Origin of the sequence: Ruminococcus sp. AM42-11 (genome assembly GCF_003480145.1) — a bacterium.
Lineage (GTDB): Bacteria > Bacillota > Clostridia > Lachnospirales > Lachnospiraceae > Blautia_A > Blautia_A faecis.
Genome location: NZ_QUIO01000017.1, coordinates 1 through 23,942 on the forward strand (window position 1 = coordinate 1; position 23,942 = coordinate 23,942).

Here is a 23,942-nt window from a genome sequence, read left to right on the forward strand (position 1 = left end):
ACATTAGAAAAGTTAGGGGTAAATGTAATGATTCAGCCGAAATGAATCTCTTTAACTGTATAATTAAGAGAAGGAAATAAGCCCGCCAAAAGGCGAGCTTATTTAGAATACTTGTTTATAGGTTATCGCTGAACTACGTTTTCAGGACAGCTCCTTATTTTGGTTCTTCCAGATCTTCAAAAAATGCATCGAAGGAACAGTTATATAATTTTTTTAATTCTAATAGTACACTGATTTTTACATTGAGCTCTCCATTCTCATATTTGGCGTAAGTTGTGCGACCAATGTCACAGCCATTTCGCTGGAGTATGGCACATAACTTTTCCTGGGAGATTCCGTATTTGTTGCGGAGCTTCTGAAGGTTTGGACCAATGCTGATATCACATCTTAGTTTTTGTTCCATAAACATCCCCCCTTTTTGACCAGTATAGGTGTCAACGTTGATGTTTCTATTTTATGAAAAAAGAAAAATTATATTGTCCGTTATACTGGTCAAAGCAAAGAAAAAGTGATATAGTAATAAAAAATGTGGGAGGGATACAGATAAGTTATTTTACCTGTATATGGAAATGAAAAATGAAATTTGAAGCATTTTATAAGGAAGCATATGATGCAGAAATGGAAGAGCTATTTTCTGATAATGCATCAGAAACAGAAAATAAGCCATCAAAGGATTCCTGTGATTTGTTAATGAAAAAAGCAAATCTGGAATTTTCTCAGTATAAGTTAGTGAAAAGTGAAAAATGTTATGATTATTTGCTGGCAAATCTTTATCCAAAAGCTGCTGAGATTGCAAAGATGCAGGGCGGAAATCTGACATTAGACATTGATGAAGAGAGGCACACAGGAAAACTGGAATACTGGGGAGCTTTTTTGATGAGTACATCGGGAGACACACTTCTAAAGAATTTTCTTGTATCTGCAATGACAATGACAGATCAGTTTTCATTTGAGGTAAAAGACTCTCTTTTACATTTGGAGTTTTTCTTTGAATTATATAATCAGGTAAAGATGAAAGATTATTCCAAGGAGATTGAACAGCTGGGACTAAAAATCAAGGAGTTAAATACACGGTAGTGTTTTGCTATCCAAATGAAGCTATAATGCAACCGTTATGAAATTGACATATGATATCTTAACGAATAGAATAATACTATAAAGTTCTGTGCATGCGGAACCTGGTGCATGAGAGAGCCAGGAACTTTATGAAAGTATGAAAAGACAGCCATTAGAAAAGTGGTTGTCTTTTTTTTCGCCCGGATTGCACAGAAGGACCTTGTAAGAAGCTGATCTTCCGGAGTTTGGTTGAAGGGAGGAAATCTATGGAAAAACAGAAAGTAAAAGATGAAATTGCTGCATGTTTTGGAAAGAAAAACTGGCTTGTAAAAGCGCTTCCAATTGTATACTGTGTGACAGGTGTACTTCTTATGACCGCAGTACCCGTGTATGCGGATGACATTTTTGCAACTGCGAAAAACGCGATGCAGACGGTTTATACGGATGTAGCTGGAATTGCAACTGTGGCGGCGGTGGTTTGTGCGGCAGTATGCCTTTTTTTAATGAATTTTAGCAAATCTGGACGAACTGTGGATGAATCCAGATCCTGGTTAAAAAGGATTGTTATCTGCTGGGCGGCACTTATGACATTGGGTGCGATTGTAACGTATCTGGAAAAGATTATTCCACAAAGCATGTTTACGGGATGATCTGAAGAAAAGAAAAAGCCGGAGCTCTCCCGGCATAAAAGGAGGGTATCTATAATAGATATGAATGAAACATGAGCTGGCTGCTGGATCTTCTGGTAGATGCAGTCAAAGAAATGGTATCTCAGTTTATCATTGATATGATGGGACTGATTACGGATGTATTTACAGATTTACTATCCTGTAACCTCTCCCTGTTTGAAGAACTGTTTTCTGTAGTAGGAAGTTTGTACCAGAATGTGATCGTCCCTATGGGAATTGCGCTGTTGCTTATGATTCTAATCTGGCAGCTGTTCAAATCCATGTTCGGGAAGGTTGGAATAAATGCAGAAGAACCAATCGAGTTAATTGGACGTTCTTCCATCTGCTTGTTCTTTGTGGTTGCCTCAAAGCCTGTTATTAATTACATATTGAAAATTGCGGGAACCCCATATCAATGGGTGATTGGAACTGACATCAAGGTGCAAAGTTTTTCGGAGTATGTAACTGCCTTAGAGGGGATTACAGCACCGCTTGGGCTTGGAACAATCAGCATAGCAATCTTAATGCTCATTATGCAGTTTGTAGTTGCGTGGAATTATTTTAAAATGCTGTTTGTAATTGCGGAACGGTATGTCCTTCTGGGCGTGTTTTCTTATACAGCACCATTGGCATTTGCAACCGGTGGATCTAAGTCCACGAACAACATCCTTGCATCCTGGTCGAAAATGTTTGGTGGACAGGTAGTTCTGATCATCTTAAATGCCTGGTGTTTAAAGATGTTTTTGTCTGGTTATGGAAATATGATGGCAAGCGGTTATGGTTTCACGAAGTTTTTTGTAGCAACTTTGTGTCTGGTGGGCTTTTGTAAAATTACATTCAAGCTGGATTCTTATATGGCGGCGTTAGGTGTGAATCTTGGACGGCCTTCCCCTGGCATGGGAGCACTTGGAGCAGCTATGGCGGCACAGCGTATTTTTTCACAGGCAGGAAGGGTATTTTCTGGAACGGATGGAAGTGGAAACGGTACAGGAAGATCTACGAACATGGGAAACACAGACCCCACAAATGGCTTTACCGGACCGGCGGGGCCTATCCCTATGAATCCCTCTGGTGGAAATGAAGTGGATATCGAATCTTTGTTTTGGGGTGGGGATTTTGATACGGAATATCCAGAAAAGCATGGGAATGCTGCTGGAAGTGTCAAGAGTGTGAATCATTCAAATACTGCTTCAGCAAATGTGCTGGACGAACTGGGAATTCATGCAAATGGAACGGAGTCTTCTGGTACATCTTATGTGTCTGGGACAGCCGCAACTGCTGTAACATCTGCAAGTGAAATTGAACCTGGGATGGAATCCGATGATTTCGTAGAACCGGAAGGGACTGTAATGGATCTGAATACGGGAAGCTTACCAGAATATCAGGAAGCTTCAGGCAGAGAGGCTGTTTCTTCAGAAGGTGTTACTACAAACGAAACTATGGAAGATGGATTCTCCGAAACATTATCAAGTGTAAATGGACTGGGTGAAATGGAGAATCCAGGAGAACCTGATTTCCCGGATGGAAAAACCACAGCCCGGAGTGATTCTATGTCTTTTGAAGCGCAGCCATTTGAAGGAGCATCTGCATTTAGCAGTGATAATGGCATTATGGCAGAACTTGGTGAATATCCAGCTTCGGAGACAGGCATGGGGACTTCGGATTATGCAATGGAAACGGATCTTGGAGGAGGCATTGGTAACAAAAGGCAGGAAGAAGGCAGAAATATTCCTTCTGATGGAAAAGGAGAACGATCTTATTCTGCCAGTGGTTTTGAAGCGGATGTATCTGGCCACTTAAATAGCAAGTATTTAGGTTCAGATAAAAATACTGCTGGTGAAAACGGATTTTCTTTTGATTCCAGAGCGGATTTTGGAATCCTGGACGCTGTGTCTGGAAATGAGAGTGTTCATGCAAGTCCAGATACGGAGGTAAGCTGCGCGAATAGTTTTTCAGAAGAGGTTGGAAATGCTTCTGGTAACGTGTCGGATGTTCCCAAAATGGAAACGCCTACATATTCGGATTCTGGTATTTCCGGGAATATAGAAAGTGAGCAGCAGGTTACAAACATGGGAGAGTCTTCTGCACAATCAGCAGAATCTGGTGACCTTGGAAATTATTCTACAACTGGAGATTTCGCTATAGACGGTTTAAATGGCATAAATGAACCTGAAGAAAGTTATATTCAGGAACCAGACGAATACCTGGAACAGGATAATCTGGATCCAATCGAAGAGGCAAATGACAGCTTTACACTTTCAGAGGAAATAAATGGTATGGAAGAAATCCAGACGGAGGATGCACAAATGCCTATGAATATGGAACTGCTACGCAATCCTCATAGAATCCTGGAAATTCCAAAATCAAGAAGTGAGTTAAGAGGACAGAAACAGGGTACCAGAGATACCGGAAGCTTGGAGGATTAAGCTATGGATGACGAAAGACAAGAGAGTTCCCCTCTTGATGAGGGGAGTGAAATGATCGCTCATTCGGCACAGGCTGCTTATGCGGTATCGGCAGCTGTAAAAGCTGGTGGAACTGCTTCTGGTGTGGCAGCCGGGACTGCTATGGCAGGGCCGCTTGGAACATTAGTAGGAACCTTGGCTGGCAGCAAAACAGTTTGGAAGGTGTTTGGTGCTATATTTCTATTTCTTTTTTTGTGGATGTTTATTATTGCAAACATGATCGGAATTATATTCAACTATCTGGGGTTTGCAACCGCGGATTCCTATGCAAATGAGGCACAGTCCAACCAGCTTGCAAATATCAGGAACAGAGCGGAGCAAATTCTGCAAAACGCAGATTATCAGAATGAGATTTTGCAGATCATAGGACAGCAGAGGGATTTACATTTGCAGGAAATCCAGGCAGACCAGATGAAAAAATATGCGCATGCTACTTTGGTTGTGGTGGATGAGTTTGAGACAAAACTAAAAAGAAGCTTATCCTATTATCTGTCTGTTATGCTCATGGATAAATGCGACAACAGCACCATATCTTCTTTCCTTGGATATTCAAATGTTCTGGGACTTGATATGGACACCAACCTTTCCAGCCCTTATGATGCCTATTTTCAGGAAGCTGCCAGGACCTATAATGTGCCAGTGGCGCTGCTTCTTGCAATCTGTAAAACGGAGTCTGATTTTAATCCGAATGTGGTATCAGGTGCTGGGGCAATAGGCTTAATGCAGCTTATGCCGGAAACGGCGGCTTCCCTTGGAGTATCCAATCCTTATGATCCGTACCAGAATATTATGGGCGGCGCCAAATTCATCAGCCAGCTGGTAGAGCAATTTAAAGGCTATTCCAATGGCTTAGAGCTTGCAGTCGCTGGATATAATGCAGGACCTTATGCAGTTATCAAATATGGTTATCAAGTACCGCCATATTCCGAAACCCAGGCCTATGTCAAGAAAGTGTTAGGGCTTGTCGAGATTCACGATAGTACATCCGGTACTTCCACAGAAATAAAAACAGATCAGGAGTCCCTGGAGAAATCATATCAGGTGTTAAAGGAGGCTGTCGCACAAAATGTGGACAGCTTTTTTTCGTGGACTGTAACAGATGAATGGGAAGGCCAAATGGAACAGAAAGTCTACTGTCTGGATGTGAATGGAAGCCGGGCAGAAACAGATGAACAGACTTATCGGCAGGTCCTGGAGCAGGGAGGCAATGTCTGGGAAGAAAAGAGGACAGTAACGACAAAGGTTGTAGAGTACACTCTGGCATTGATCTTGAACACACAGCTGACAGGAAGCAGCGGCTATCAATATAAATATGTGACAAATGAAAGCACATTCAATTTTGTATTAAAGCTGTTGGAATACCTGCAAGGCGGTGTAGAAGCTGTCAAAAATGCCCTTTACAATGTCTTTCACTGGACGGACTTTCTGACTGGCGGAACCAGTGGGAGTGATACCTATATCGGTAATATTGACGCGACCGGGGATATTATTACCTATGACACGGTGGGAAAGGGTGTCAAAAAAGTTGTGTACTATAACCAGGGAGAAGATCCCTGGGCTACCATGTCTTATGGAGCCAGTACGATCAAAGCCTCTGGATGCGGTCCAACATCCCTTGCTATTGTAATTTCAACCTTAACCGGGCAGACGGTGACTCCGGAGATGACCTGCGCGTTTTCCATTGCAAACGGGGAATATATCTATGGGCTTGGAACATGTCATTCCTTTCCGATGAATGCAGCCCATCACTGGGGACTTAACTGTGAAAGAGTGGGAAAAGACCGAATGGGAGATGTTGTAAATGCCTTGAAAGACGGAAAAATGGTGGTGGAAATTTGTGAGGCCTACACCATCACGGGTAGTGGAAGCGGGCATTTTATTGTTCTGACGGGTGTTACCAAAGATGGCTATATCACCATTGCCGATTGTGCCAGCAGGGAACGTACTGGAAAAGTGTACAGCGTGGAAACGATTGCTTCTTACGGCCGTGACCTGGCAGATGGAGCCTTTTGGATCATTGGGAAATGAGAGGTTTGAGTATGGACGGACACTTGAAATATGGATTGCTTATGGGCCTATATTCTTCTGCATTACTGGCAATGCCAACTACGGTACTTGCAAACACTGACACGCAGAATGCTACAGATCTTCCACAGATTGTATCCTGGGATGGCGGACATGGATATCTGGAAAGTGGAGAAATGCTTCGGAATGACTGGGGCTATGATACCGTCAATCCAGCTGGAAAATATGTGCTCTTTGATGAAGAGGGCGCTATCCTTAGACGCTCGGAATCCATGGAAGCAGGGTTGGAGGATAATTATACAGGTACCGAACAGGTTCCTGCCGTCATTGCATTTCGGGCACAGGTTTTTGATGGATTTACCGGTACGATAGAGGTTGCTTTAGAAGAACAAAATGGGATAATCCAAACTGTATTCCTAAATGCGGACAACTTCTATGAGTGGAATCTGTCCACTGGAAGTGGAACTTATCGGATTCAGTCTGTAAGTGCAACAGCAGGAGATCTGTCTTATGTAACAGAGTTTTCGAATATGTATCTGAATCTTCCAGAAGAAGGTCTCCTGGTGCAAAAGATTACAGTAACAGAAGTCGTTATAGAGAAAATCCCTGCAGCAGGGGAAGAATCTCAGGCTGCAGAGAAAAATGAAAATCCTATTGATGAAATGAATGTGCTTCCGGAGAAAGGACAGGAAGAGGAGACAGAGGGAATTTTAGAAAATCAAGCACAGGAGGTGAATATCGTGGATGCAGTAAAACAGAAGAATCTATTTATACTGCTCGGCGTAGGGGTGGCTCTAATTGCCGCAATCGGTGGCCTGATATGGTCTAAAAAGAGATAACAGGAAAGGAGCTTCACAAAAAATGACACAAAATGACCATTCAGACGTATATATCATTCCACCTAATTTTGTAAGAGATGGAACTTTGTTCTCTGGAAGGGCAGAAGCCCGAAATGTGGTAGAAGCAGCATTTTTGGCACTCGTTGGAATCCGCTTTTTAGTATTTTTAAATCTTGGAATAAAAGGGAAGATTTATGTCGGGATCATCCTGATTCTGCCGCTTGTGATATTGGCAGTAATCGGTGTCCAGGGCGAAAGTCTTTCCTCTTTTCTTATTCAGCTGTTTTCGTATATGGTGAAAAGGCGTGTTTTAACTGCACCAAGCGGTCAGTACCGTTTGAAACGAAACCGCCGTATCCGGAAACAGCAGAAGAAACGCTGCAGACGGGAACATAAAAAGAGAAAAAAGGAGGGTGGCAGAGATCGGAAGCGAAGTCGAAGAACTGAAGAGAAAACTGAAGGAGGCGAAGAAATCCGAGAAACTCGAAAAAAGGGAAAAACGGCAGCAGGAGCGTGAGCGAAAGAATACTGCCAGACTTCAAAAACGCCAGGATGTGCAGGAAGAAAAACTTCGGAAAAAAGAAGACAGATTACAGGCGCAAAAAGAAAAACGGGAAGCTGTCGCCCGGTTCCATGAACAGGAAGCAGAAGAACGCAGCCTCCGGAAAAATCTGGCTGTGCAGACAGAGGAAGAAACTGTAAAGGAAAAACAGCCTATTCCGGTGAAAGATACAGAACCGGTAGAAACAAAAGGCAGGGAAGAGAACGCCGGTGACCTGGATATTCTTCCAGTGACCTGGGCTTCGTCCTATTTGCCAATCAGTCAGATAAAAAATGGAGTGATTCAAACAAAAGATGAAAGGTACATTAAAATCATTGAGATTTTACCTATTAATTTTCTGTTGCGGTCGGCACCTGAGAAAAGAAATATCATCTATTCTTTTGCCTCGTATCTGAAAATTGCACCGCCCAATTTACAGTTCAAGATTTTATCCAAAAAGGCGGATATCAAGGATTACATAGAGAAGATACGAAGAGAAGCAGAACAGGAACCAGATGAACGATGTAGAATCTTACAGGAAGATTATGCAAAGCTCCTGACACAGCTGGGAACCAGGGAAGCCATCACACGGCGTTTCTTTCTCATTTTTGAATATCCGTTAAGCGGAACCAAATCTGTAAATGAAAGAGATATGTTTTTATACTTGCAATCGGCGGTACAGACTGCGAAGAAATATCTTGCCATGTGCGGAAATGTGGTCCTGGAGCATAAAAACGAAACCCGGTTTTGTGTGGAAGTGTTTTATCAGCTTTTAAATCGGGATACGAGCCTTAAAACAACGCTGGATGAGCGGATTGAAAAAGTACGGAATCATTATATTCTGGAAAATGGGAAAGAAAGTGTGGCAAAAATTCCGGTGACAGAGCTGATTGCACCAGATTCTTTGAATTTTAAAAGCTATAAATATGTGATTCTGGATGGCATTTATCATGCCTACCTCTATATTCCATCTGGCAGATATCGTTCCAGGGTGCCTGCTGGATGGCTTTCCCTTCTCATTAACGCTGGTGAGGGAATTGATATAGATTTGTTTTTCTTTCGCCAGGATAAAAATAAAAGCATGGAGCGGATCGGGCGGCGGATCCGTTTGAACCGCTCAAAAATAAAAGATACCTTTGATTCCAACAGTGATTTTGACAGTTTAAGTGAATCCATTCAGGCAGGTTATTACCTGAAACGTGGACTCTCTGGAAGCGAAGAATTTTACTATATGAGCACCTTAATTACCGTTACAGGGCATAGTGCGCGGGAAGTTGAATGGCGCTCAAAAGAGATGATAAAGCTCTTAAATTCGCAGGATATCGGGGTATCCAAGTGTCTATTCGGGGAAGAACAGGGATTTTTGTCCTCTCTTCCCCTGTTGTGCCTGGATAAGAAAATCTATGAAAGATCCAAACGAAATGTTCTAACATCAGGAGCTGCGGCCTGCTATCCATTTACTGCCTATGAAATGTCGGATAAAGATGGTATTTTGATGGGCGTGAATAAGGCAAACAGTTCCCTTGTTCTGGTGGATATTTTCAATACGTCTGTTTATAAAAATGCCAATATGGTTATTTTCGGGACTTCCGGTTCTGGCAAGACCTTCACCATGCAGCTTATGGCACTTCGTATGAGAAGAAAAAATATCCAGGTATTTATTATCGCCCCGGATAAGGGACACGAATTTGCCAGGGCCTGCAACAACATTGGTGGCACATTCATTCAGATTTCGCCAGCATCTTCCAATTGTATCAACGTTATGGAAATTAGGAAGTCTGATAAAGCAACCAGCGAGCTGTTGGATGGATATGTTTCGGAACGTTCAGAACTAGCTGTGAAGATCCAAAGCCTGCATATCTTTTTCAGCCTTCTGGTACCAGATATGACGCATGAGGAAAAGCAGCTTCTTGATGAGGCTATGGTGCTCTGTTACCAGGAAAAGGGAATCATCCATGATAACCAGAGTCTGTTTGATCCGACAAAGCCAGGGGGTTATAGAAAAATGCCAATCCTGGGAGATTTACACGAAGTCCTTCTTCGAAAGGAAGAGTGTAAGCGGCTTGCCAATATCTTAAACCGTCTGGTGAACGGTTCCGCAGCCAGCTTTAACCAGCAGACGAATGTGGATCTGAATAATAAATATGTGGTGCTTGACATTTCTGAATTATCAGGAGATCTGCTGATTGGAATGTTTGTAGCACTTGATTACGTATGGTCTCGGACGAAGGAAGACCGAACCAGAGAAAAAGCAATCTTCATTGATGAAGCCTGGAAGCTGTTGTCCTCTAATGAACTTGCAGCTGACTATATCCAGGAAATCTACAAAACCATTCGTGCTTATGGTGGAGCTGCAATCAGTGCCTCACAGGATCTTGTTGATTACTATGAGTTGAACGGAGGCAAGATTGGAAGAGGAATCTTAAGCAACGCGAAAACCAAAATCATTTTAAACCTGGAGGTGGCAGAGGCAGAGCTGATACAAAAGGAACTGGATTTATCAGAAGCGGAGTTTAATTCTATTGTTCACTTTGAGAGAGGTTGTGGACTTATTTCAACAAATAGCAATAACCTGGTTGTAGAGTTTAAGGCAAGTCAGTTAGAAAAGGATCTGATCACAACAGACCGGAAAGACCTGCAGAAATTAAAAGGCAAAATTCAAAAGTATGGGGAATCCGCTTATGGGAACACGGAATGACACATAAAGGACGTATAGAAAACGTATTGAATACAGCATTCATGACGTATTCGTGTTTGAAAAAAACAGTAAATGTTATTAATGACGTATAGAAAGACACTTATAAGACGTATTATCACAAAAAATGTGAATGTTGTTATAAATGACGTAAAGAAAACGTCCTTTATGCGTCATAGAGATAATTGAAAAGATTGGCTGGAGGTATTAAAAAATGGAGAATAAACAAAGACCTGTCATTGCTGAAACCAGAGAGCTTGTGCAGAAATACCATGTTTTGGAAAAGGCACAGATTTATGCTTATTTTGCATTAGATGGCAGGGATCATTTTGTTGGAAAAGCATTTAAGGCGTTGGAAAAAGAGCGGCAGGTTTTCATTCATCCAGAACTGGAAGTGGTGGCAGCAAGTGAGGAAGCAATTGCTGCTAAGGATCTGGGAACTATGAAGGCTGTCTGGGTACTGGTTGATGTGATGAAAAAGAAACAAGTGGAAGAACACTTTCCTGCTTCGAAGGAAGAGTATCCGGTACGGATCGTATTCTACGGAGAGGGAGAAATCTTTGATATTTTGTATATTTCAGAGGCGGAAGTTACGGTGGTAAACAATCTGTTTTCGCGGAAAAAAATTGACAGTTGCGGACATATTATTGTAGTCGAAAATCCCGATTATATATCGGCTATTCACATAGCGGATGTGATTGGGTATTGTGTTGTGAAAGAAGGTGGGGAAGTCGAGTATTACCAATATAGTCAAGGCGGATCAGAAGAATAGTACTGAGCCGTTTGGAAAAATTAAGGACCAGCTGGATGAGACTCAGGCTTTAAGCTGGCGGATGGAGCAATATATGGCGGAGTCGCGGAATGTTCTTACTTCGTGTGTCCGTTTAAAATCGGAACTTCAATATGATTATTTCACGGAGTTAGTCCTGGAAGCCGCAAAAACATCTGAAAAATTAACCGATAAGCTTCGAAGGCTTACCTTAGAAGTGACAGTTAACCCAGTTCAATACGAAAACTACAAGGCGGAGCTTGTGACCATTCATGGAATCGAGGTGGAATTTTCTGAGGGAATCCTAAAGGTGGCATTGCCACTTCTGGTGCCCCATAGAAAAGATTTTTACACGGATTTTTTATACAAGCCACTGCATACAGCACTTCAGAACTGGTGCTTGGAACGGGTAAAAAAGGCGCTGGAAATCCCATTTTTCGAAGAATGCCTTGTCTGTTTTGTGCATGTTTATAATAAAAATCTGCCTTTGGTAGGGCGTGTTCGGGATCACGATAACATTGAGGAAAAACATGTACTGGACATTGTTTCCAGTTTCTGTATGAAGTCAGATAGTGGTTTTTATGTGGATACTTTTCATACAACCAGGCTTGGAATGGAAGATGGCACATTATTATATGTGATGGAGGCTAAGAAATTTCCAGGCTGGATCCGTGAAAACAGCCAGCTTTTGGATATCGAAAAAGAAGCACTTTAAGATCAGAAAAATTCGATATATAGAATAGGCATTTAAGTGTTTGAAGAATAAGGCATTTTGGGATATGAGAATCCAGAAAAGATACCCAAGTATTCAACATATAGGGTACAGATTCTTATTGATTTTGAGTGGGAGGTGGAAATGAAAAAGGAGGATGTGTTGTTAAGACTGATTGCGATATCAGGGGAATTGCCAGCAGGCCTGGTAGGAGAAATTGTAGAATCAGAATCTTATGCAGCAGCTCTTATTACCAGGCTGAAAAAGGAAAATTATATCTCTGTGAGAAATGCAGGCGGATATAAGGGGTATGTGTTAAGGAGGAAAGGGAAAAGGTATCTTCTGGAGAGGTATGAAGATGACCTTTCCTTTTTTCTTTCTGGATCTGCACAGACCAATCATGTGAAAAGTGAACCGGAAAAGAGGCTGCGGCTTTATCGGATGAGCGAGGTATGGGTCTTTCTTTGGAAGATGGGTATTGAGATTTTTCAAAGCCAGAAGCCAGATCTTGGAAATGGGTTTGAAAAAAGTGGGAAAAAAGCAGTGTATTATGGCAGTCTGGAATACAAAGAGAGCGCAGAAGCAATCAAGGGTTCCAGAGCCTGCGGCGTGCTACTTACCGGGGATACAGCTTATGTCGTTTACAACACCATGGCAAAAAGAATGAAATGGGCGCAAAAGATGGAAATGGCAATGCGTACCTGGACCGAACGTATGCTGTTAATTGGTGGAGGATTACGACAGGCTGATTCGCTTATCTTGGGAAATACTATGGATTTCCTTCTTGAACTTTTAAATAGTGATGGCGGTGTTCGCAAAAATCTATATCAGGTAGATGATGTGTACGAACACTATTATTACATCCCGCGGACAGATAACGCAAAGGTTCAGATGGAGCTTCTATTAACTTCCTGGAAACGGGAGAAGATAAAAAATCTGTTAGCAACATTAGTAAAGTATCCAAGGCGTAAACAATACGCCTTAAGCGAGGGCTTTGATAAGGACATGCAGCTAATCTATTTCTGTCATGAATTGGATATGCGTCATTTGTGCCGCATAAAGCAGGAAATTGGCTGGAAGCAGAAAGGAACAATCATCTGCTTAGATTACCAGGCGAATGTGCTCAGAGCATATTTTGGAGAGGGGGTGAGGGTTCGTGAGCTGAATACAGATAAAATCATGGAATATCTGACTAAGGGCAGGGACGAATAAGCCCACAGTCTAAGTCAGGAGGTGTCTATGAGTAATCTATTTGACACTGGAAGTGAAACAGTAAACAGGATGTGCCGCCTGCAGTTTACGGGAAATGTCATTCCGTCCACCTGGTATCACACAATTAAAAAAGAAACCGGAAAACCAAACTTAAATGCGATTATTATTCTGGCGGACATTGTGTACTGGTATCGGCCTGTGGAAATCCGGGATGAGGCAACCGGGCAGTTGTGCGGATTCAAAAAGAAATTCCAGGCTGACATTCTACAGAGAAACTATCAGCAGTTGGCGGATCAGTTTGGTATCACGAAACGAGATGCGGTGAACGCTATCGTTGAACTGGAAAAGCTAGGAGTGGTAACAAGGGTATTTCGGACAGTCAACATCAAAGGGCAACTTTACTCCAATGTCATGTTCCTAAATCTGGATGTAGATGTATTAATTCAATTAACCTATCCGGAAACGTTGGAAAATGCATTCATAGGGATACCAGATACCCCCTATCACTCATTTGGGGGACAGCCCCCACCGAAAAAAGTGACAGGGGTCACTAATATAAGTGAGAGGGTATCCCCGAAAAAAGTGACAGCTGTCCCCGATTTGGGGGAGACATATACAAAGAATACATACAAAGACTTTAACAAAGATTTCTCCCTCTCTTCATATCGGGAAGTGGAAGATCAGATAAAACGGCAGATTGAGTATGAAAACCTGATATTGGATCATCCACATGATGACAGGGTAGGGGAAATATTGGGATTGATTGTGGATGTGATGACTTCATCCGCAGAGATAATCCGGGTGAACCGGGAAGAGAAGCCAGCAAATGTGGTAAAAGCCCAATTTGCCAAATTAACAAAAGAGCATGTGGATTTTGTTTTATTCAGAATGGATTCCAATACCACAAAGGCCAGGAATATCCGGGCGGTCCTTCTTACAGCACTATATAATGCTGTCAACACAATGAGCAGCTATTACGATAACCTATATCAATATCACATAGTAGAAGAAATGAGAGGTGATGAAAGGAAAAAGGATGTTTAAAAAATTTGATAAATGGAAGTTGATTCTTGTAATCATTGGGGCAGTATTGTTAGCAGGATACATGGGAGGATTTTTATACATTCTTCTTGGAGATGCAAATGTTGACCTTAACCCTATTCACTGTATGGCGGCAGGATGGACCAGCACCGGGGGCAGGATGTGGATCCTGTTCTCGGTTCTGGTACTTTTCTTTCTTACGGCACTCGTGATTTATCGTGGCAGTGAAAACCCATTACAGGATGAGCGTGGTTTTGAGTTGTCCGATCAGGGTACTTACGGAACTGCTGGCTTTATGAAAGAAGGGGAACAGGCAGAGATATTAAGGGCTGATAAAACAATAGACGGAGTAAATGGAATCATATTTGGCAGGGAGCTTGGAACAGGAAAGGTTCTAAGCCTTCCTGTAGATTCCAGGCTAAACCGGAACATTGCTGTCTGCGGCTCCCAGGGTTCTATGAAATCCAGGGCATTTGCAAGAGTCATGGCATTACAGTGCGTGCGCCGTGGGGAGAGCATGTACATTACGGATCCCAAATCCGAACTTTATGAGGACTTATGTGCGTATCTGAAAGATTCAGGATATGTGGTAAAACAATTGAACTTGATTCAGCTGACGCATTCGGATGCCTGGAACTGTTTGGCAGAAATTGATGAGGGAGAGCTGATCGATGTATTTTGTGATGTGGTAATTCGTAACACCACAGACAAATTTGATCATTTTTACGATAATGTGGAGATGGATTTATTAAAAGCTCTTTGCCTGTATGTGTATGAGGAATATCCGCCAGAGCAGCGTACCTTTGCGGAGGCCTATAAACTCTTGCTCAATAAAAGTGTCGATATGCTGGATTCGATTTTTGAAAGACTGCCAACGAACCATCCAGCAAAAGGGCCATATCAGCTCTTTGCAAAAGCGGAAAAGGTAAAAGGAAATGCGGTGCTTGGTCTTGGAACCAGGTTACAGATTTTGCAAAATAAACTGGTACAACAAATCACCAGTCATACGGATATCGATCTTTCACTTCCAGGAAAAGAAAAGTGTGCATATTTTTGTATCACATCCGATCAGGATTCTACGTTTGATATGTTGGCAACTCTTTTCACCTCATTTCTAATCATCAAATTGGTTCGTCTGGCTGATCGGACTGAAGAGCGCGTGCTGCCGGTTCCAGTAAGTTTCATCCTTGATGAGTTCCCCAACATCGGCGTGGTTCCTGACTTCAAAAAGAAGCTTGCAACAGCCAGATCCAGGCGAATTGGCATGAGTATCTTGTTCCAGAACATTCCACAGCTTCAGAACCGTTACCCGGACAATCAGTGGGAGGAAATTCTTGGAGGCTGTGATTTCTCCATTTTTCTTGGCTGTAATGACATGACAACCGCAACCTATTATAGTGACCGGACTGGAGAGATTACGGTGTCAGTAGCTTCTATCAGGAAAAACTATTATACCATACGTGCCACTGACTATGTACCGGAATATTCAGAGTCAAGATCCCTTGGAAAAAGGCAGCTCCTTCTTCCAGATGAGGTGCTTCGCTATCCACTAAACCAGGGAATCTTGATTATTCGTGGCCACAATGTGTTGAAGTTCCAGAAATTAGACTATACCGAACATGAAGATGCAAAGAAGCTCCGTCTGGAAAAAGTTGTGGAACACGTCCCAGAGTGGTACAAAGAATGGGAAAAGGAAAAAACACAGGAACAGCCTTTTTCATATATGGGGCAGGAAGATGATGTATCTACTCAACCTCAGTCAGAAGGTAGTATAAGTGAGACCTGGGAAGAACCTGTTGCACTTGATACAAAGCCCAAAAGAAAACCAGGCAAAAAAACGAATCCTGTTCAAAGCGTAACACGAGTGGAAGATTTATTTACTGGGAGGGAGGTGAAGCCGGATGACAATTGATCTGGCACAGATCAAAGACAATTCCATGGTACGGTATGGTTTTAAGATCCTTCTCATGCGGGAATTTGATATCCACATAAACGAGACGGATGTTAGCAGACTCATAAAAGCGGCAGGATGTATTGAAATATATGATTCTTTAGAAGAATTTCTGGAAAAGAGCAGTTGGAAAAAAGATAATCCAGAGCTGTGCGAAAAGAAGTATTTATTGGATAATCATATTTGCAGGTATATCCAGGGGAAAGTCTGGTATTTTTCCAGGCTTCGGTACGAGAATCAAATGTAGGAAATACAAAGTTGGAATATCTTATAAAGCTATTGATTTTTATAATAAATCATGCTAATATAAAGAAACATAATTTAGTTTTCACTTTTTAATACTTAGGTCTACGGACCGAAAATTCAGGGCTATTTTGCAGAAGAGATTATTCGGATTTTGCAAATAGCTCTGAATTTTTTTATAAAAAAGGCAGCAAAAAGGAGACTCCATAGAGGATAGAAGAGTCTCCTTTTTTGAGGTTCCTATTTTGGGACCAAAGGCCATACTTAAAGCAACAAATTGCAGCTGCAATTAGGGGCGCTGCTAAAAAACATTGTTCTTAAGTAGGAGAAAATGATGAAACAAATAATGAAAAAAAACTTTAAAAGAATATCATCTTTATAATAATTGAAAAATGAAAACAAGTCAATAGATTTTATGAAAATTATAAAAAAATCGAAAACCGGAACCAAAAATCAGAAAATTAAAACAAAATGCTTTAGGAAATATCGTGAGATCCTTTGAGCCAAAAATCTTGACACGGTTTCTCACACTCTCTATAATGAGGATATATTTCGGTTTAGAGTTATAGAAGTAAAGCGGGGGAAGTTTTTTGACAAAAGAGGCAATTTATCAGTATGTAAAAGAGCAATATGGAACAACACCGGAGCATCTTTGGAAGCGGGATCCTAAGTCAGCGGTGCTTCGGCATAAAAACGGAAAATGGTATGCAGTTTTTATGAATGTAGATAAGAATAAATTAGGAATTCCGGAAGAGGGAAGCGTAGACATTATGAATGTGAAATGCAATCCGGAGTTAAATGGGTTTATTGCACGAACCTATGGGATTAGGCCAGGGTACCACATGAATAAGGAGCATTGGATATCTGTAGTATTGGATGGCTCTGTTGGAGATGGTAAAACACTGGATTTTTTGGATATGAGTTATGATTTAATTGATACGGGAAGAAAATAATTTTTTTAAATACCCTTTAGGAATAGAAATAAACCTAAAGGGTATTTTCCTCTTAAGCGATGTACAAGGGAGGATGTATTATTCTTTATCTTAAGAGGGAAGCTTCCTGGTTGCAGTAAATACATCTATATTTTCCACTGGAGGACAGTTTGAAGATGTGCTCACAGTTTGCTTCCGTACTGGTAATGCAGCGGGGATTTTTGCATTTGATTACATTCTTTAACGTTTTTGGCGGAACAGGGTGGTATTTTTTTACCACTTTTCCATCACGGATCACGATCAGCGTGACACCCTCATTTAAGTAACCAAGGACTTCCAGACGCTCAGGCTCTGTAAGCCCCTCTATTTTAATCAGGTCTTTACAGCCGTATTTTTCACTTCTTACAGACTGCAAAAGGGCAACGGACTGTTTCTGGGAGTCCAGTTCCAGAAGCTTGTAAATATCCATTCCTTTTCCAGCCGGGATATGATCGATCACAATTCCGTTTTGGATAGATTCAATCTTTAACATTACAGCACCGTCCTTCCTGTCAGCGGATCCGGGATTTCAAGCAGAGCCATGATCAATGCCATACGGATATATTTTCCGTTCTGCACCTGGTCAAAATAAGCGGCTCTTGGATCCTGGTCCACGTCTGTGGCAATTTCGTCCACCCTTGGGAGAGGATGGAGAACCGGCATATCCGGCTGTGCCAGATTTAATTTTTCCCGGTTTAAAATATAGGTATCCTTTAACCGGACATAATCTTCCTCGTTAAAGAAACGTTCTTTCTGAACTCTTGTCATATAGAGCACGTCCAGCTTGGGAAGGGTTTCCTCCAGGCTGGTGACTTCTTTGTAAAAAGAATGGTTTGGCTTTAAGGTCTCTTCCATCACGTAATCCGGGATCTTAAGTTCCTCCGGGGAGATGAAGTAAAACTCGTTTCCAGGATGACGTACCAGGCTGTTTACCAGGGAATGTACGGTGCGTCCAAATTTCAGATCCCCGCAAAAGCCAACTGTCAGATGATCCAGATGACCTTTCCTCTGACGGATAGTCATAAGGTCAATCAGTGTCTGGGTTGGATGGTTATGACCGCCATCCCCGGCATTAATTACTGGCACTGTGGCATACATGGAGGCACGAAGGGGAGCGCCTTCCTTGGGATGCCGCATTGCAATGATATCTGCATAGCAGCTTACCACCCGGGCGGTATCAGCTACCGTTTCTCCTTTTGTGGCACTGGACTGCTCAGCACCAGCAAAGCCAAGGGCCTTTCCTCCAAGGCTTAGCATGGCAGATTCAAAGGAAAGACGTGTTCTGGTACTTGGCTCGTAAAAAAGAGTAGCAATCTTTTTCCCATTCGCCACATGGCTGTACACTTCCGGATTTTCTGCAATGCGGTCTGCCAGATCCAGAACTTTTGTAGTTTCTTCAAGGGTAAAATCAAGTGGATCGATCAAATGTCTCATAACCAGGCTCCTTTTGTTAAAAACTGATCCCGTCTGGCTCCGACGGAAATAAACTGGATCTCATGGTTCAAAAGCTGCTCCAGGATACGGATGTAGGCTTTGGCATTCTCCGGAAGCTCTTCATACGTCCGGCAGCCGGAAATATCGCATTCCCAGCCCGGGAGCATTTCTACTACAGGGACAAAGCTGTCCAGTTCATCCATAGGGTCAAAATCCATGGTCACAACACCGTCACGTTTGTAGCCTGTGATCACGGGAATCTCTTTCATGGAACTTAAGACATCCATTTTGGTAAGTGCGATCTGATCTGCATTCTGGCATTTTAATCCATAACGGCTGGCTACGGCATCAAACGGTCCCACCCTGCGGGGACGGCCTGTGGCAGCACCATATTCACCGCCCGCTTTTCGAAGCTCTTCTTCCCAGGCATCGGACATTGCCTTTTCTGCTACAAAAGGACCGGCACCAACACAGGTAGAATATGCTTTTAAAACGCCCACCACATGATCCAGGGATTTTCCCGGAATTCCGGCACCGATCGGGCCATAGGCAGAAATGGTAGAGGAACTTGAGGTATAGGGGAAAATACCATAATCAATATCCCTCATGCGCCAAGCTGGGCTTCCAGCACTACCTTTTTGCCCTCTGACAGTGCCTGTTCCAGAAACTCACCCGTGTCTGCAATATAGGAGCCAAAGAGTTCTGCCTGTTCCTCACACCAGGTGAGAAGAGCAGGGTAAGACATTGGCTCCTGATGATAGCAGCCTGCAAGCTCCAGGTTTTTTGCCTCCAGCATGGTTTTTAATCTGGCTTTTACGGAATCCTCTTTTAAATGAAGCAGATCCCCAAGACGAAGGGTTTTCTTACGGTACTTGTCACTGTAGGCGTAGGCGATTCCACGGCGGGTAGAGCCAAAGGCGCTTCCGGTTTTTGCCAGCCGGTTTTCTTCTAACTCATCCTGTACCTTGTGCCATGGCATGGAGATCGTGGCACGCTTTGAAAGCTTCAGATGATCCGGTGTAACCCGGATTCCTTTTTTCTCTATTTCATGGATTTCCCGGGAAGATGTTCCAGATCGACTACCATTCCGTCCCCGAGGACACATACCACACCTGGATGTAAGATACCAGATGGGAGAAGATTTAAGACAAATTTACCCTGGTCGGTGACCACTGTGTGACCTGCGTTGTTGCCGCCCTGGTAGCGGACTACCACATCTGCCTGCTCCGCTAAAAGATCGATCACACGGCCTTTTCCTTCATCGCCCCAGTTTATACCGGTTACTGCTGTAAGCATTTGTTCCTCCTTTGAAAACACGTTCCTGTTTCCCTTTTTTATTCGGGTACATAATACGCTTGACGTAGGAATAAGTAAAAACTATAATTGATATAATTGGAATAAATATATGATATGCCAAAAGAAAAGGAAAAATATTATGGACGTAAATTTCGAGTATTACAAGATCTTTTATTATGTGGCAAAATACCACAACTTTACCAAGGCCGCCCAGGCGTTAAACAACAGCCAGCCTAACATCACCCGGGCCATGAACTGTCTGGAACAGCAGCTGAATACCACTTTATTTATCCGTACTAACCGCGGTGTACAGCTTACCCCGGAAGGAGAGCGGCTTTATACCCATGTGCTTGGTGCAATGGAGCAGTTTCAGGCTGCAGAAGAGGAGCTGGCGGACAGCTCCGGGCTTTCCCACGGAAGTATAGCAATTGGCGCCAGCGAAACTGCCTTGAATATTTTCCTGCTTGATAAATTAAAAAATTTCCATATGACTTATCCGGGAATCCGGCTGAAGCTTTATAACCATTCCACCCCGGAAGCCATTGAATCCGTAAAAAGCGGAAAGATCGATTTTGCAGTAGTTTCCACTCCGGCAGAGGTGGATTCCCCATTGAAACAGATCATGCTCATGCCCTTCCAGGAGATTCTGGTTGGTGGTACCACTTTTACAGCGCTTGGAAGCCAGGAGCTTTCCCTTCGGGAGGTAAAGAACTATCCGCTGATTTCTCTTGGACGGGAAACTATGACCTATAAATTTTACAACAGTGTATTTTTATCCCATGGCCTGGATCTTTCCCCGGATACGGAAGCTGCCACTGCGGACCAGATCCTGCCGCTTGTAAAATGCGAGCTTGGCCTTGCCTTTTTGCCCCAGCCAATGGCAGCGCCCTCCCTTCTGAAAAAAGAAATCGTACAGATCCCACTAAAAGACGAAATCCCGGAGCGTCAGATCTGTCTGGTGTATGACAGCCAGCATCCTATGGGCGCTGCGGCAAGGGAATTAAAAAACACAATTGTAGCTGGGCGGGTTTAAAACCAGCGTATGGAGAAAATTTTAGTGAGTTGTAAAAAACTTGGAGGAGGTTTTCTATGGATTACATCAAAGAAGCAAAAAAACTTGGGTTTTCAAATGCGGCAATCATGGATACACAAAAACTTGTGTTCAAACCGGAATACCGAAAGTTTTGTGAAGAAAATCAGTGTGGATGTTACAACGTGAATCCCGCCTGTCCACCTGAATGCGGAACAGTAGAATCTATGAAACAAAGGGTATTCGCCTATGAAAAAGCGCTTATTCTCCAGACGATACAAAACAAGGATATGGACTACAAAATGGCGAAGCTTGCGCACAATAAACTCACCGAACAGCTGGCCTCTAAAATAATGGAATCTGGAAATACCGACCTGCTGATCATGTCCGCTGGTCCTTACAGGCACCATTCCTGCATGTCCGCCTACTGTGTTGATGCCCAGGAAATGGCAGATGCGGTGGGAATGATCTGCTGGGGGACCGATGATAAGATACGGTATTTTTCACAAATTTTATTTCATGGAAACTTGTAATGGAAAACACATACAACGGTCAATGATATGGCAGACATAAAAATATGATATGAAAGAGAAACCTTTCATCCTATTGCGGTATGACTATAACAATGCTATAATCCCTCCCGAAAAGAGACAAGTACAGCTCTCATCATGATCCAAACAGAAAAAGAGGCGTTTTAGTATGAAAACAGTTTTACCAAGAGAACAGGCTGTAGAAGATATTTTTTCCAAAATCCTGGCTTCCCCGGAGGCATCAAGAAGACTTCGTGAAGTGTTTTACCAGTATCTGGATGATGAACATATGCTGGTGGATGAGGATCCGGACCACTTTTTGCAGGTACTCTTTCACGCTTACCAGAACGGGGATGTAAGTGCCCTTCTTCTGGAATTGTGCGGAAAAAGTATGTTTGATCTGCTCCGCGAAGCCTATCTGATCCCAAGAAAATTCCATGGAAAGGCAGGAGAGAATCCGGTCCTTCTTACCAATGTGGAAGGGAAGCTTCTTAAAGATGTTGGAAAGATGGTTTCCGCCCATGACTATGGAAAATTTAAGGAAACCTTTGACCGGCATGAATGCGTACCAAGATCCAGACTTTATCTGGCAGATGGATATGACATTGTACGCTCTTACATGGATGGATTGGAAATTAAAGAGGAAAAAGAAGAGTGCCAGCGTGGGATTTTAATCCTCTATGCACTTCCGGATACCTGTAAGCTGGGGCTTACAGAAGCGCAGGCTTATGCGGTTGTATGGAAGACTTTCCAGGAGATCCAGCAGGCAGCACCCCGTGCAGTGGTCTTTTACGGACAGGAGACCGGTGTAAAAAAGGAAAATCCTGAGAAACCCTTTGATGAACTTGGCGTTCTGCTTCCCATCCATGAGTTTGAAAAGAAAATGCTCCAGCATATGGAGGAAATTGACGGGATCGTCCTTGCCTGCAGGGAGCGGATGATGGAACTAGCTGGAAATGACAGCCTGAAATTATAAAGGGACTTTTCGGAAGGAAGTGGGCTTATGCAGCCAGAAATGATCAGAAAAAATCACATGGACGTGGAGTGGCATGAATACACCGATGAAAATGGCCAAAATACTCCCGTTATAAATGCAAGCATCACCGAAAAGGCTTCCATTATCGGACGTGTGGGGATCATGTTTTTATCCTGTGGGACTGGAGCCTGGAGGGTCCGAAGCTCCATGAATGCCCTGGCCGAAGCAATGGGAATTACCTGTACCGCAGATATCGGACTGATGTCCATTGAGTACACCTGTTTTGATGGGGAAAATGGCTTTACCCAGTCTTTATGCCTTACCAATACAGGGGTGAATACGTCAAAGCTGAACCGGCTGGAGCATTTTATCCGCAATTTTGAAACAGAGGGAAAAAACATGTCCGGGGAAGAGCTTCACAGCTATCTGGATGAAATTGAAAGGATCCATGGCCTTTATTCCCCGGCTGCCCTGGGACTGGCTGCCGCCATTGCATGCTGTGGATTTACCTTTCTTTTAGGCGGAGGACCAGTAGAGATGTTTTGTGCTTTTATTGGAGCAGGACTTGGAAATTTCCTTCGCTGCAAGCTGACCAAGCATCATTTTACCCTGTTCCTTGGCATTGTTTCCTCTGTCTCCCTGGCATGCTTTGTATATGCAGGATTATTAAAATTAGGGGAAATCCTGTTTGGGATTTCCATTCAGCATGAAGCAGGATATATCTGTGCCATGCTTTTTATCATCCCTGGTTTTCCCTTTATTACCAGCGGAATCGACCTGGCAAAACTGGATATGCGTTCTGGTATGGAACGGCTTACTTATGCACTGATTATTGTTCTGGTAGCCACTATGTCTGCCTGGATCATGGCTATGCTTCTTCACTTACAGCCGGTGGATTTCATAAAGATCCATATGCCTGTTGCAATGTGGATCCTCACACGGCTTATTGCAAGCTTTTTCGGCGTGTTCGGTTTCTCCATCATGTTTAACAGTCCGGTAAGGCTTGCCTGTTCTGCAGCAGTGCTTGGGGCGGTTGCAAATACCCTGCGGCTGGAGCTTGTGGATCTTGCCGCCTTACCTCCGGCAGTGACCGCATTTATCGGAGCTCTGACAGCCGGGCTTCTGGCCTCCCTTCTGAAAAATAAGGTGGGCTACCCAAGGATTTCCGTTACCGTTCCTTCTATTGTGATCATGGTACCGGGGCTTTATTTATACCGTGGATTTTATAATCTTGGAATCATGTCCTTATCTGTGTCTGCCTCCTGGTTTGCAGCTGCACTTCTGATCATTGCAGCGCTTCCGCTTGGACTAATCTTTGCAAGGATTTTAACAGATAAGGCGTTTCGGTATTGTACCTGACAGGTGCAAAAAGCGAGTCACGGAGGGCCAACACCCCTGTTTATGCACCAATCTTAAAAAAAATTACTTTTCCAATCTACAGGGAGGATGCTATAATGGAGGAGACAAAAATAATTCTTTTCTTTTAAT

21 protein-coding genes and 1 pseudogene are annotated in these 23,942 nt (G+C 43.0%); 18 read left to right on the forward strand and 4 right to left on the reverse strand.

All coding sequences use genetic code 11. The features are described from left to right. Positions 1-154: 154 nt before the first annotated feature. Entirely contained in the window at positions 155-403 is a 249-nt protein-coding gene (locus DW904_RS11175) for a helix-turn-helix transcriptional regulator (protein WP_118580519.1), read from the reverse strand. 173 nt (positions 404-576) lie between these two features. Here DW904_RS11175 and DW904_RS11180 point away from each other — a divergent pair, with 173 nt between their 5' ends. From DW904_RS11180 to DW904_RS11240, 14 genes are all read left to right on the forward strand, one after another. Beyond that, positions 577-1,077: a hypothetical protein gene (locus tag DW904_RS11180; protein WP_118580522.1), complete on the forward strand. Its 501-nt coding sequence runs from the start codon at positions 577-579 to the stop codon at positions 1,075-1,077. Positions 1,078-1,322: 245 nt separating this feature from the next. Then, complete coding sequence (locus tag DW904_RS11185) at positions 1,323-1,706, forward strand: hypothetical protein (protein WP_243110397.1); 384 nt, start codon at positions 1,323-1,325, stop codon at positions 1,704-1,706. A 71-nt stretch (positions 1,707-1,777) separates the two neighbouring features. After that, positions 1,778-4,150, forward strand: a complete 2,373-nt coding sequence (locus tag DW904_RS22885; RefSeq protein WP_195700039.1) for a hypothetical protein — start codon at positions 1,778-1,780, stop codon at positions 4,148-4,150. Positions 4,151-4,153: 3 nt separating this feature from the next. Continuing rightward, the gene (locus tag DW904_RS24540) at positions 4,154-6,217 is read left to right on the forward strand and encodes a transglycosylase SLT domain-containing protein (RefSeq protein WP_118580525.1); all 2,064 of its coding nucleotides are present in this window, start codon (positions 4,154-4,156) and stop codon (positions 6,215-6,217) included. A gap of 11 nt (positions 6,218-6,228) precedes the next feature. Further along, the gene (locus DW904_RS11200; RefSeq protein ID WP_118580528.1) at positions 6,229-7,053 is read left to right on the forward strand and encodes a hypothetical protein; all 825 of its coding nucleotides are present in this window, start codon (positions 6,229-6,231) and stop codon (positions 7,051-7,053) included. Between the two features lie 22 nt (positions 7,054-7,075). Beyond that, positions 7,076-7,570, forward strand: a complete 495-nt coding sequence (locus DW904_RS22890) for a hypothetical protein (RefSeq protein WP_177968933.1) — start codon at positions 7,076-7,078, stop codon at positions 7,568-7,570. Continuing rightward, a complete protein-coding gene (locus tag DW904_RS11205) occupies positions 7,467-10,292 on the forward strand; it encodes a hypothetical protein (protein WP_226855590.1) in 2,826 nt (941 codons plus the stop codon). Before DW904_RS22890 ends, DW904_RS11205 begins: the two co-directional genes overlap by 104 nt. 211 nt (positions 10,293-10,503) lie before the next feature. After that, positions 10,504-11,061 (forward strand): DUF5697 family protein, encoded by a 558-nt coding sequence (locus tag DW904_RS11210; RefSeq protein ID WP_118580531.1) that lies wholly within the window; start codon positions 10,504-10,506, stop codon positions 11,059-11,061. After that, on the forward strand, positions 11,012-11,773 hold the full coding sequence (locus tag DW904_RS11215) for a DUF6100 family protein (RefSeq protein WP_237925500.1): 762 nt from the start codon (positions 11,012-11,014) through the stop codon (positions 11,771-11,773). Before DW904_RS11210 ends, DW904_RS11215 begins: the two co-directional genes overlap by 50 nt. A gap of 141 nt (positions 11,774-11,914) precedes the next feature. Further along, positions 11,915-12,982: a hypothetical protein gene (locus DW904_RS11220; RefSeq protein WP_207749349.1), complete on the forward strand. Its 1,068-nt coding sequence runs from the start codon at positions 11,915-11,917 to the stop codon at positions 12,980-12,982. Between the two features lie 27 nt (positions 12,983-13,009). After that, the gene (locus DW904_RS11225; RefSeq protein ID WP_118580534.1) at positions 13,010-14,026 is read left to right on the forward strand and encodes a DUF6017 domain-containing protein; all 1,017 of its coding nucleotides are present in this window, start codon (positions 13,010-13,012) and stop codon (positions 14,024-14,026) included. Then, positions 14,019-15,935: a VirD4-like conjugal transfer protein, CD1115 family gene (locus DW904_RS11230; protein ID WP_226855588.1), complete on the forward strand. Its 1,917-nt coding sequence runs from the start codon at positions 14,019-14,021 to the stop codon at positions 15,933-15,935. The genes DW904_RS11225 and DW904_RS11230 overlap by 8 nt, the downstream gene beginning before the upstream one ends. Beyond that, positions 15,925-16,221 (forward strand): hypothetical protein, encoded by a 297-nt coding sequence (locus tag DW904_RS11235; RefSeq protein ID WP_118580537.1) that lies wholly within the window; start codon positions 15,925-15,927, stop codon positions 16,219-16,221. The genes DW904_RS11230 and DW904_RS11235 overlap by 11 nt, the downstream gene beginning before the upstream one ends. A gap of 586 nt (positions 16,222-16,807) precedes the next feature. Then, positions 16,808-17,170: an MmcQ/YjbR family DNA-binding protein gene (locus DW904_RS11240; protein WP_118580540.1), complete on the forward strand. Its 363-nt coding sequence runs from the start codon at positions 16,808-16,810 to the stop codon at positions 17,168-17,170. Positions 17,171-17,255: 85 nt separating this feature from the next. Here the strand turns inward: DW904_RS11240 and DW904_RS11245 are convergent, their stop codons facing one another. The 3 genes and pseudogenes from DW904_RS11245 to DW904_RS11255 form a co-directional block, all read right to left on the reverse strand. Then, positions 17,256-17,681, reverse strand: coding sequence for an aspartate carbamoyltransferase regulatory subunit (locus tag DW904_RS11245; RefSeq protein WP_118580543.1), 426 nt, complete (start codon positions 17,679-17,681; stop codon positions 17,256-17,258). Further along, positions 17,681-18,622, reverse strand: a complete 942-nt coding sequence (gene pyrB / locus DW904_RS11250) for an aspartate carbamoyltransferase (protein ID WP_118580546.1) — start codon at positions 18,620-18,622, stop codon at positions 17,681-17,683. The genes DW904_RS11245 and pyrB overlap by 1 nt, the downstream gene beginning before the upstream one ends. Continuing rightward, positions 18,619-19,918, reverse strand: a pseudogene (locus DW904_RS11255) (adenylosuccinate synthase). Before DW904_RS11255 ends, pyrB begins: the two are co-directional and overlap by 4 nt. 139 nt (positions 19,919-20,057) lie before the next feature. Here DW904_RS11255 and DW904_RS11260 point away from each other — a divergent pair. From DW904_RS11260 to DW904_RS11275, 4 genes are all read left to right on the forward strand, one after another. Further along, positions 20,058-20,951: a LysR family transcriptional regulator gene (locus DW904_RS11260; protein ID WP_118580549.1), complete on the forward strand. Its 894-nt coding sequence runs from the start codon at positions 20,058-20,060 to the stop codon at positions 20,949-20,951. A 56-nt stretch (positions 20,952-21,007) separates the two neighbouring features. Beyond that, a complete protein-coding gene (locus DW904_RS11265) occupies positions 21,008-21,481 on the forward strand; it encodes a DUF2284 domain-containing protein (RefSeq protein ID WP_117849756.1) in 474 nt (157 codons plus the stop codon). A gap of 166 nt (positions 21,482-21,647) precedes the next feature. Beyond that, positions 21,648-22,454: a DUF4866 domain-containing protein gene (locus DW904_RS11270; RefSeq protein WP_118580552.1), complete on the forward strand. Its 807-nt coding sequence runs from the start codon at positions 21,648-21,650 to the stop codon at positions 22,452-22,454. 27 nt (positions 22,455-22,481) lie between these two features. Next, entirely contained in the window at positions 22,482-23,813 is a 1,332-nt protein-coding gene (locus DW904_RS11275) for a threonine/serine exporter family protein (RefSeq protein ID WP_118580555.1), read from the forward strand. The last annotated feature ends 129 nt before the right edge of the window (positions 23,814-23,942 follow it).

Coding starts and splice junctions, on each gene's coding strand:
- DW904_RS11175 (WP_118580519.1), bottom strand. CDS start 403: ATGGAACAAAAACTAAGATGTGATATCAGCATTGGTCCAAACCTTCAG.
- DW904_RS11180 (WP_118580522.1), top strand. CDS start 577: ATGAAATTTGAAGCATTTTATAAGGAAGCATATGATGCAGAAATGGAA.
- DW904_RS11185 (WP_243110397.1), top strand. CDS start 1,323: ATGGAAAAACAGAAAGTAAAAGATGAAATTGCTGCATGTTTTGGAAAG.
- DW904_RS22885 (WP_195700039.1), top strand. CDS start 1,778: ATGAGCTGGCTGCTGGATCTTCTGGTAGATGCAGTCAAAGAAATGGTA.
- DW904_RS24540 (WP_118580525.1), top strand. CDS start 4,154: ATGGATGACGAAAGACAAGAGAGTTCCCCTCTTGATGAGGGGAGTGAA.
- DW904_RS11200 (WP_118580528.1), top strand. CDS start 6,229: ATGGACGGACACTTGAAATATGGATTGCTTATGGGCCTATATTCTTCT.
- DW904_RS22890 (WP_177968933.1), top strand. CDS start 7,076: ATGACACAAAATGACCATTCAGACGTATATATCATTCCACCTAATTTT.
- DW904_RS11210 (WP_118580531.1), top strand. CDS start 10,504: ATGGAGAATAAACAAAGACCTGTCATTGCTGAAACCAGAGAGCTTGTG.
- DW904_RS11220 (WP_207749349.1), top strand. CDS start 11,915: ATGAAAAAGGAGGATGTGTTGTTAAGACTGATTGCGATATCAGGGGAA.
- DW904_RS11225 (WP_118580534.1), top strand. CDS start 13,010: ATGAGTAATCTATTTGACACTGGAAGTGAAACAGTAAACAGGATGTGC.
- DW904_RS11230 (WP_226855588.1), top strand. CDS start 14,019: ATGTTTAAAAAATTTGATAAATGGAAGTTGATTCTTGTAATCATTGGG.
- DW904_RS11235 (WP_118580537.1), top strand. CDS start 15,925: ATGACAATTGATCTGGCACAGATCAAAGACAATTCCATGGTACGGTAT.
- DW904_RS11245 (WP_118580543.1), bottom strand. CDS start 17,681: ATGTTAAAGATTGAATCTATCCAAAACGGAATTGTGATCGATCATATC.
- pyrB (WP_118580546.1), bottom strand. CDS start 18,622: ATGAGACATTTGATCGATCCACTTGATTTTACCCTTGAAGAAACTACA.
- DW904_RS11260 (WP_118580549.1), top strand. CDS start 20,058: ATGGACGTAAATTTCGAGTATTACAAGATCTTTTATTATGTGGCAAAA.
- DW904_RS11265 (WP_117849756.1), top strand. CDS start 21,008: ATGGATTACATCAAAGAAGCAAAAAAACTTGGGTTTTCAAATGCGGCA.
- DW904_RS11270 (WP_118580552.1), top strand. CDS start 21,648: ATGAAAACAGTTTTACCAAGAGAACAGGCTGTAGAAGATATTTTTTCC.
- DW904_RS11275 (WP_118580555.1), top strand. CDS start 22,482: ATGCAGCCAGAAATGATCAGAAAAAATCACATGGACGTGGAGTGGCAT.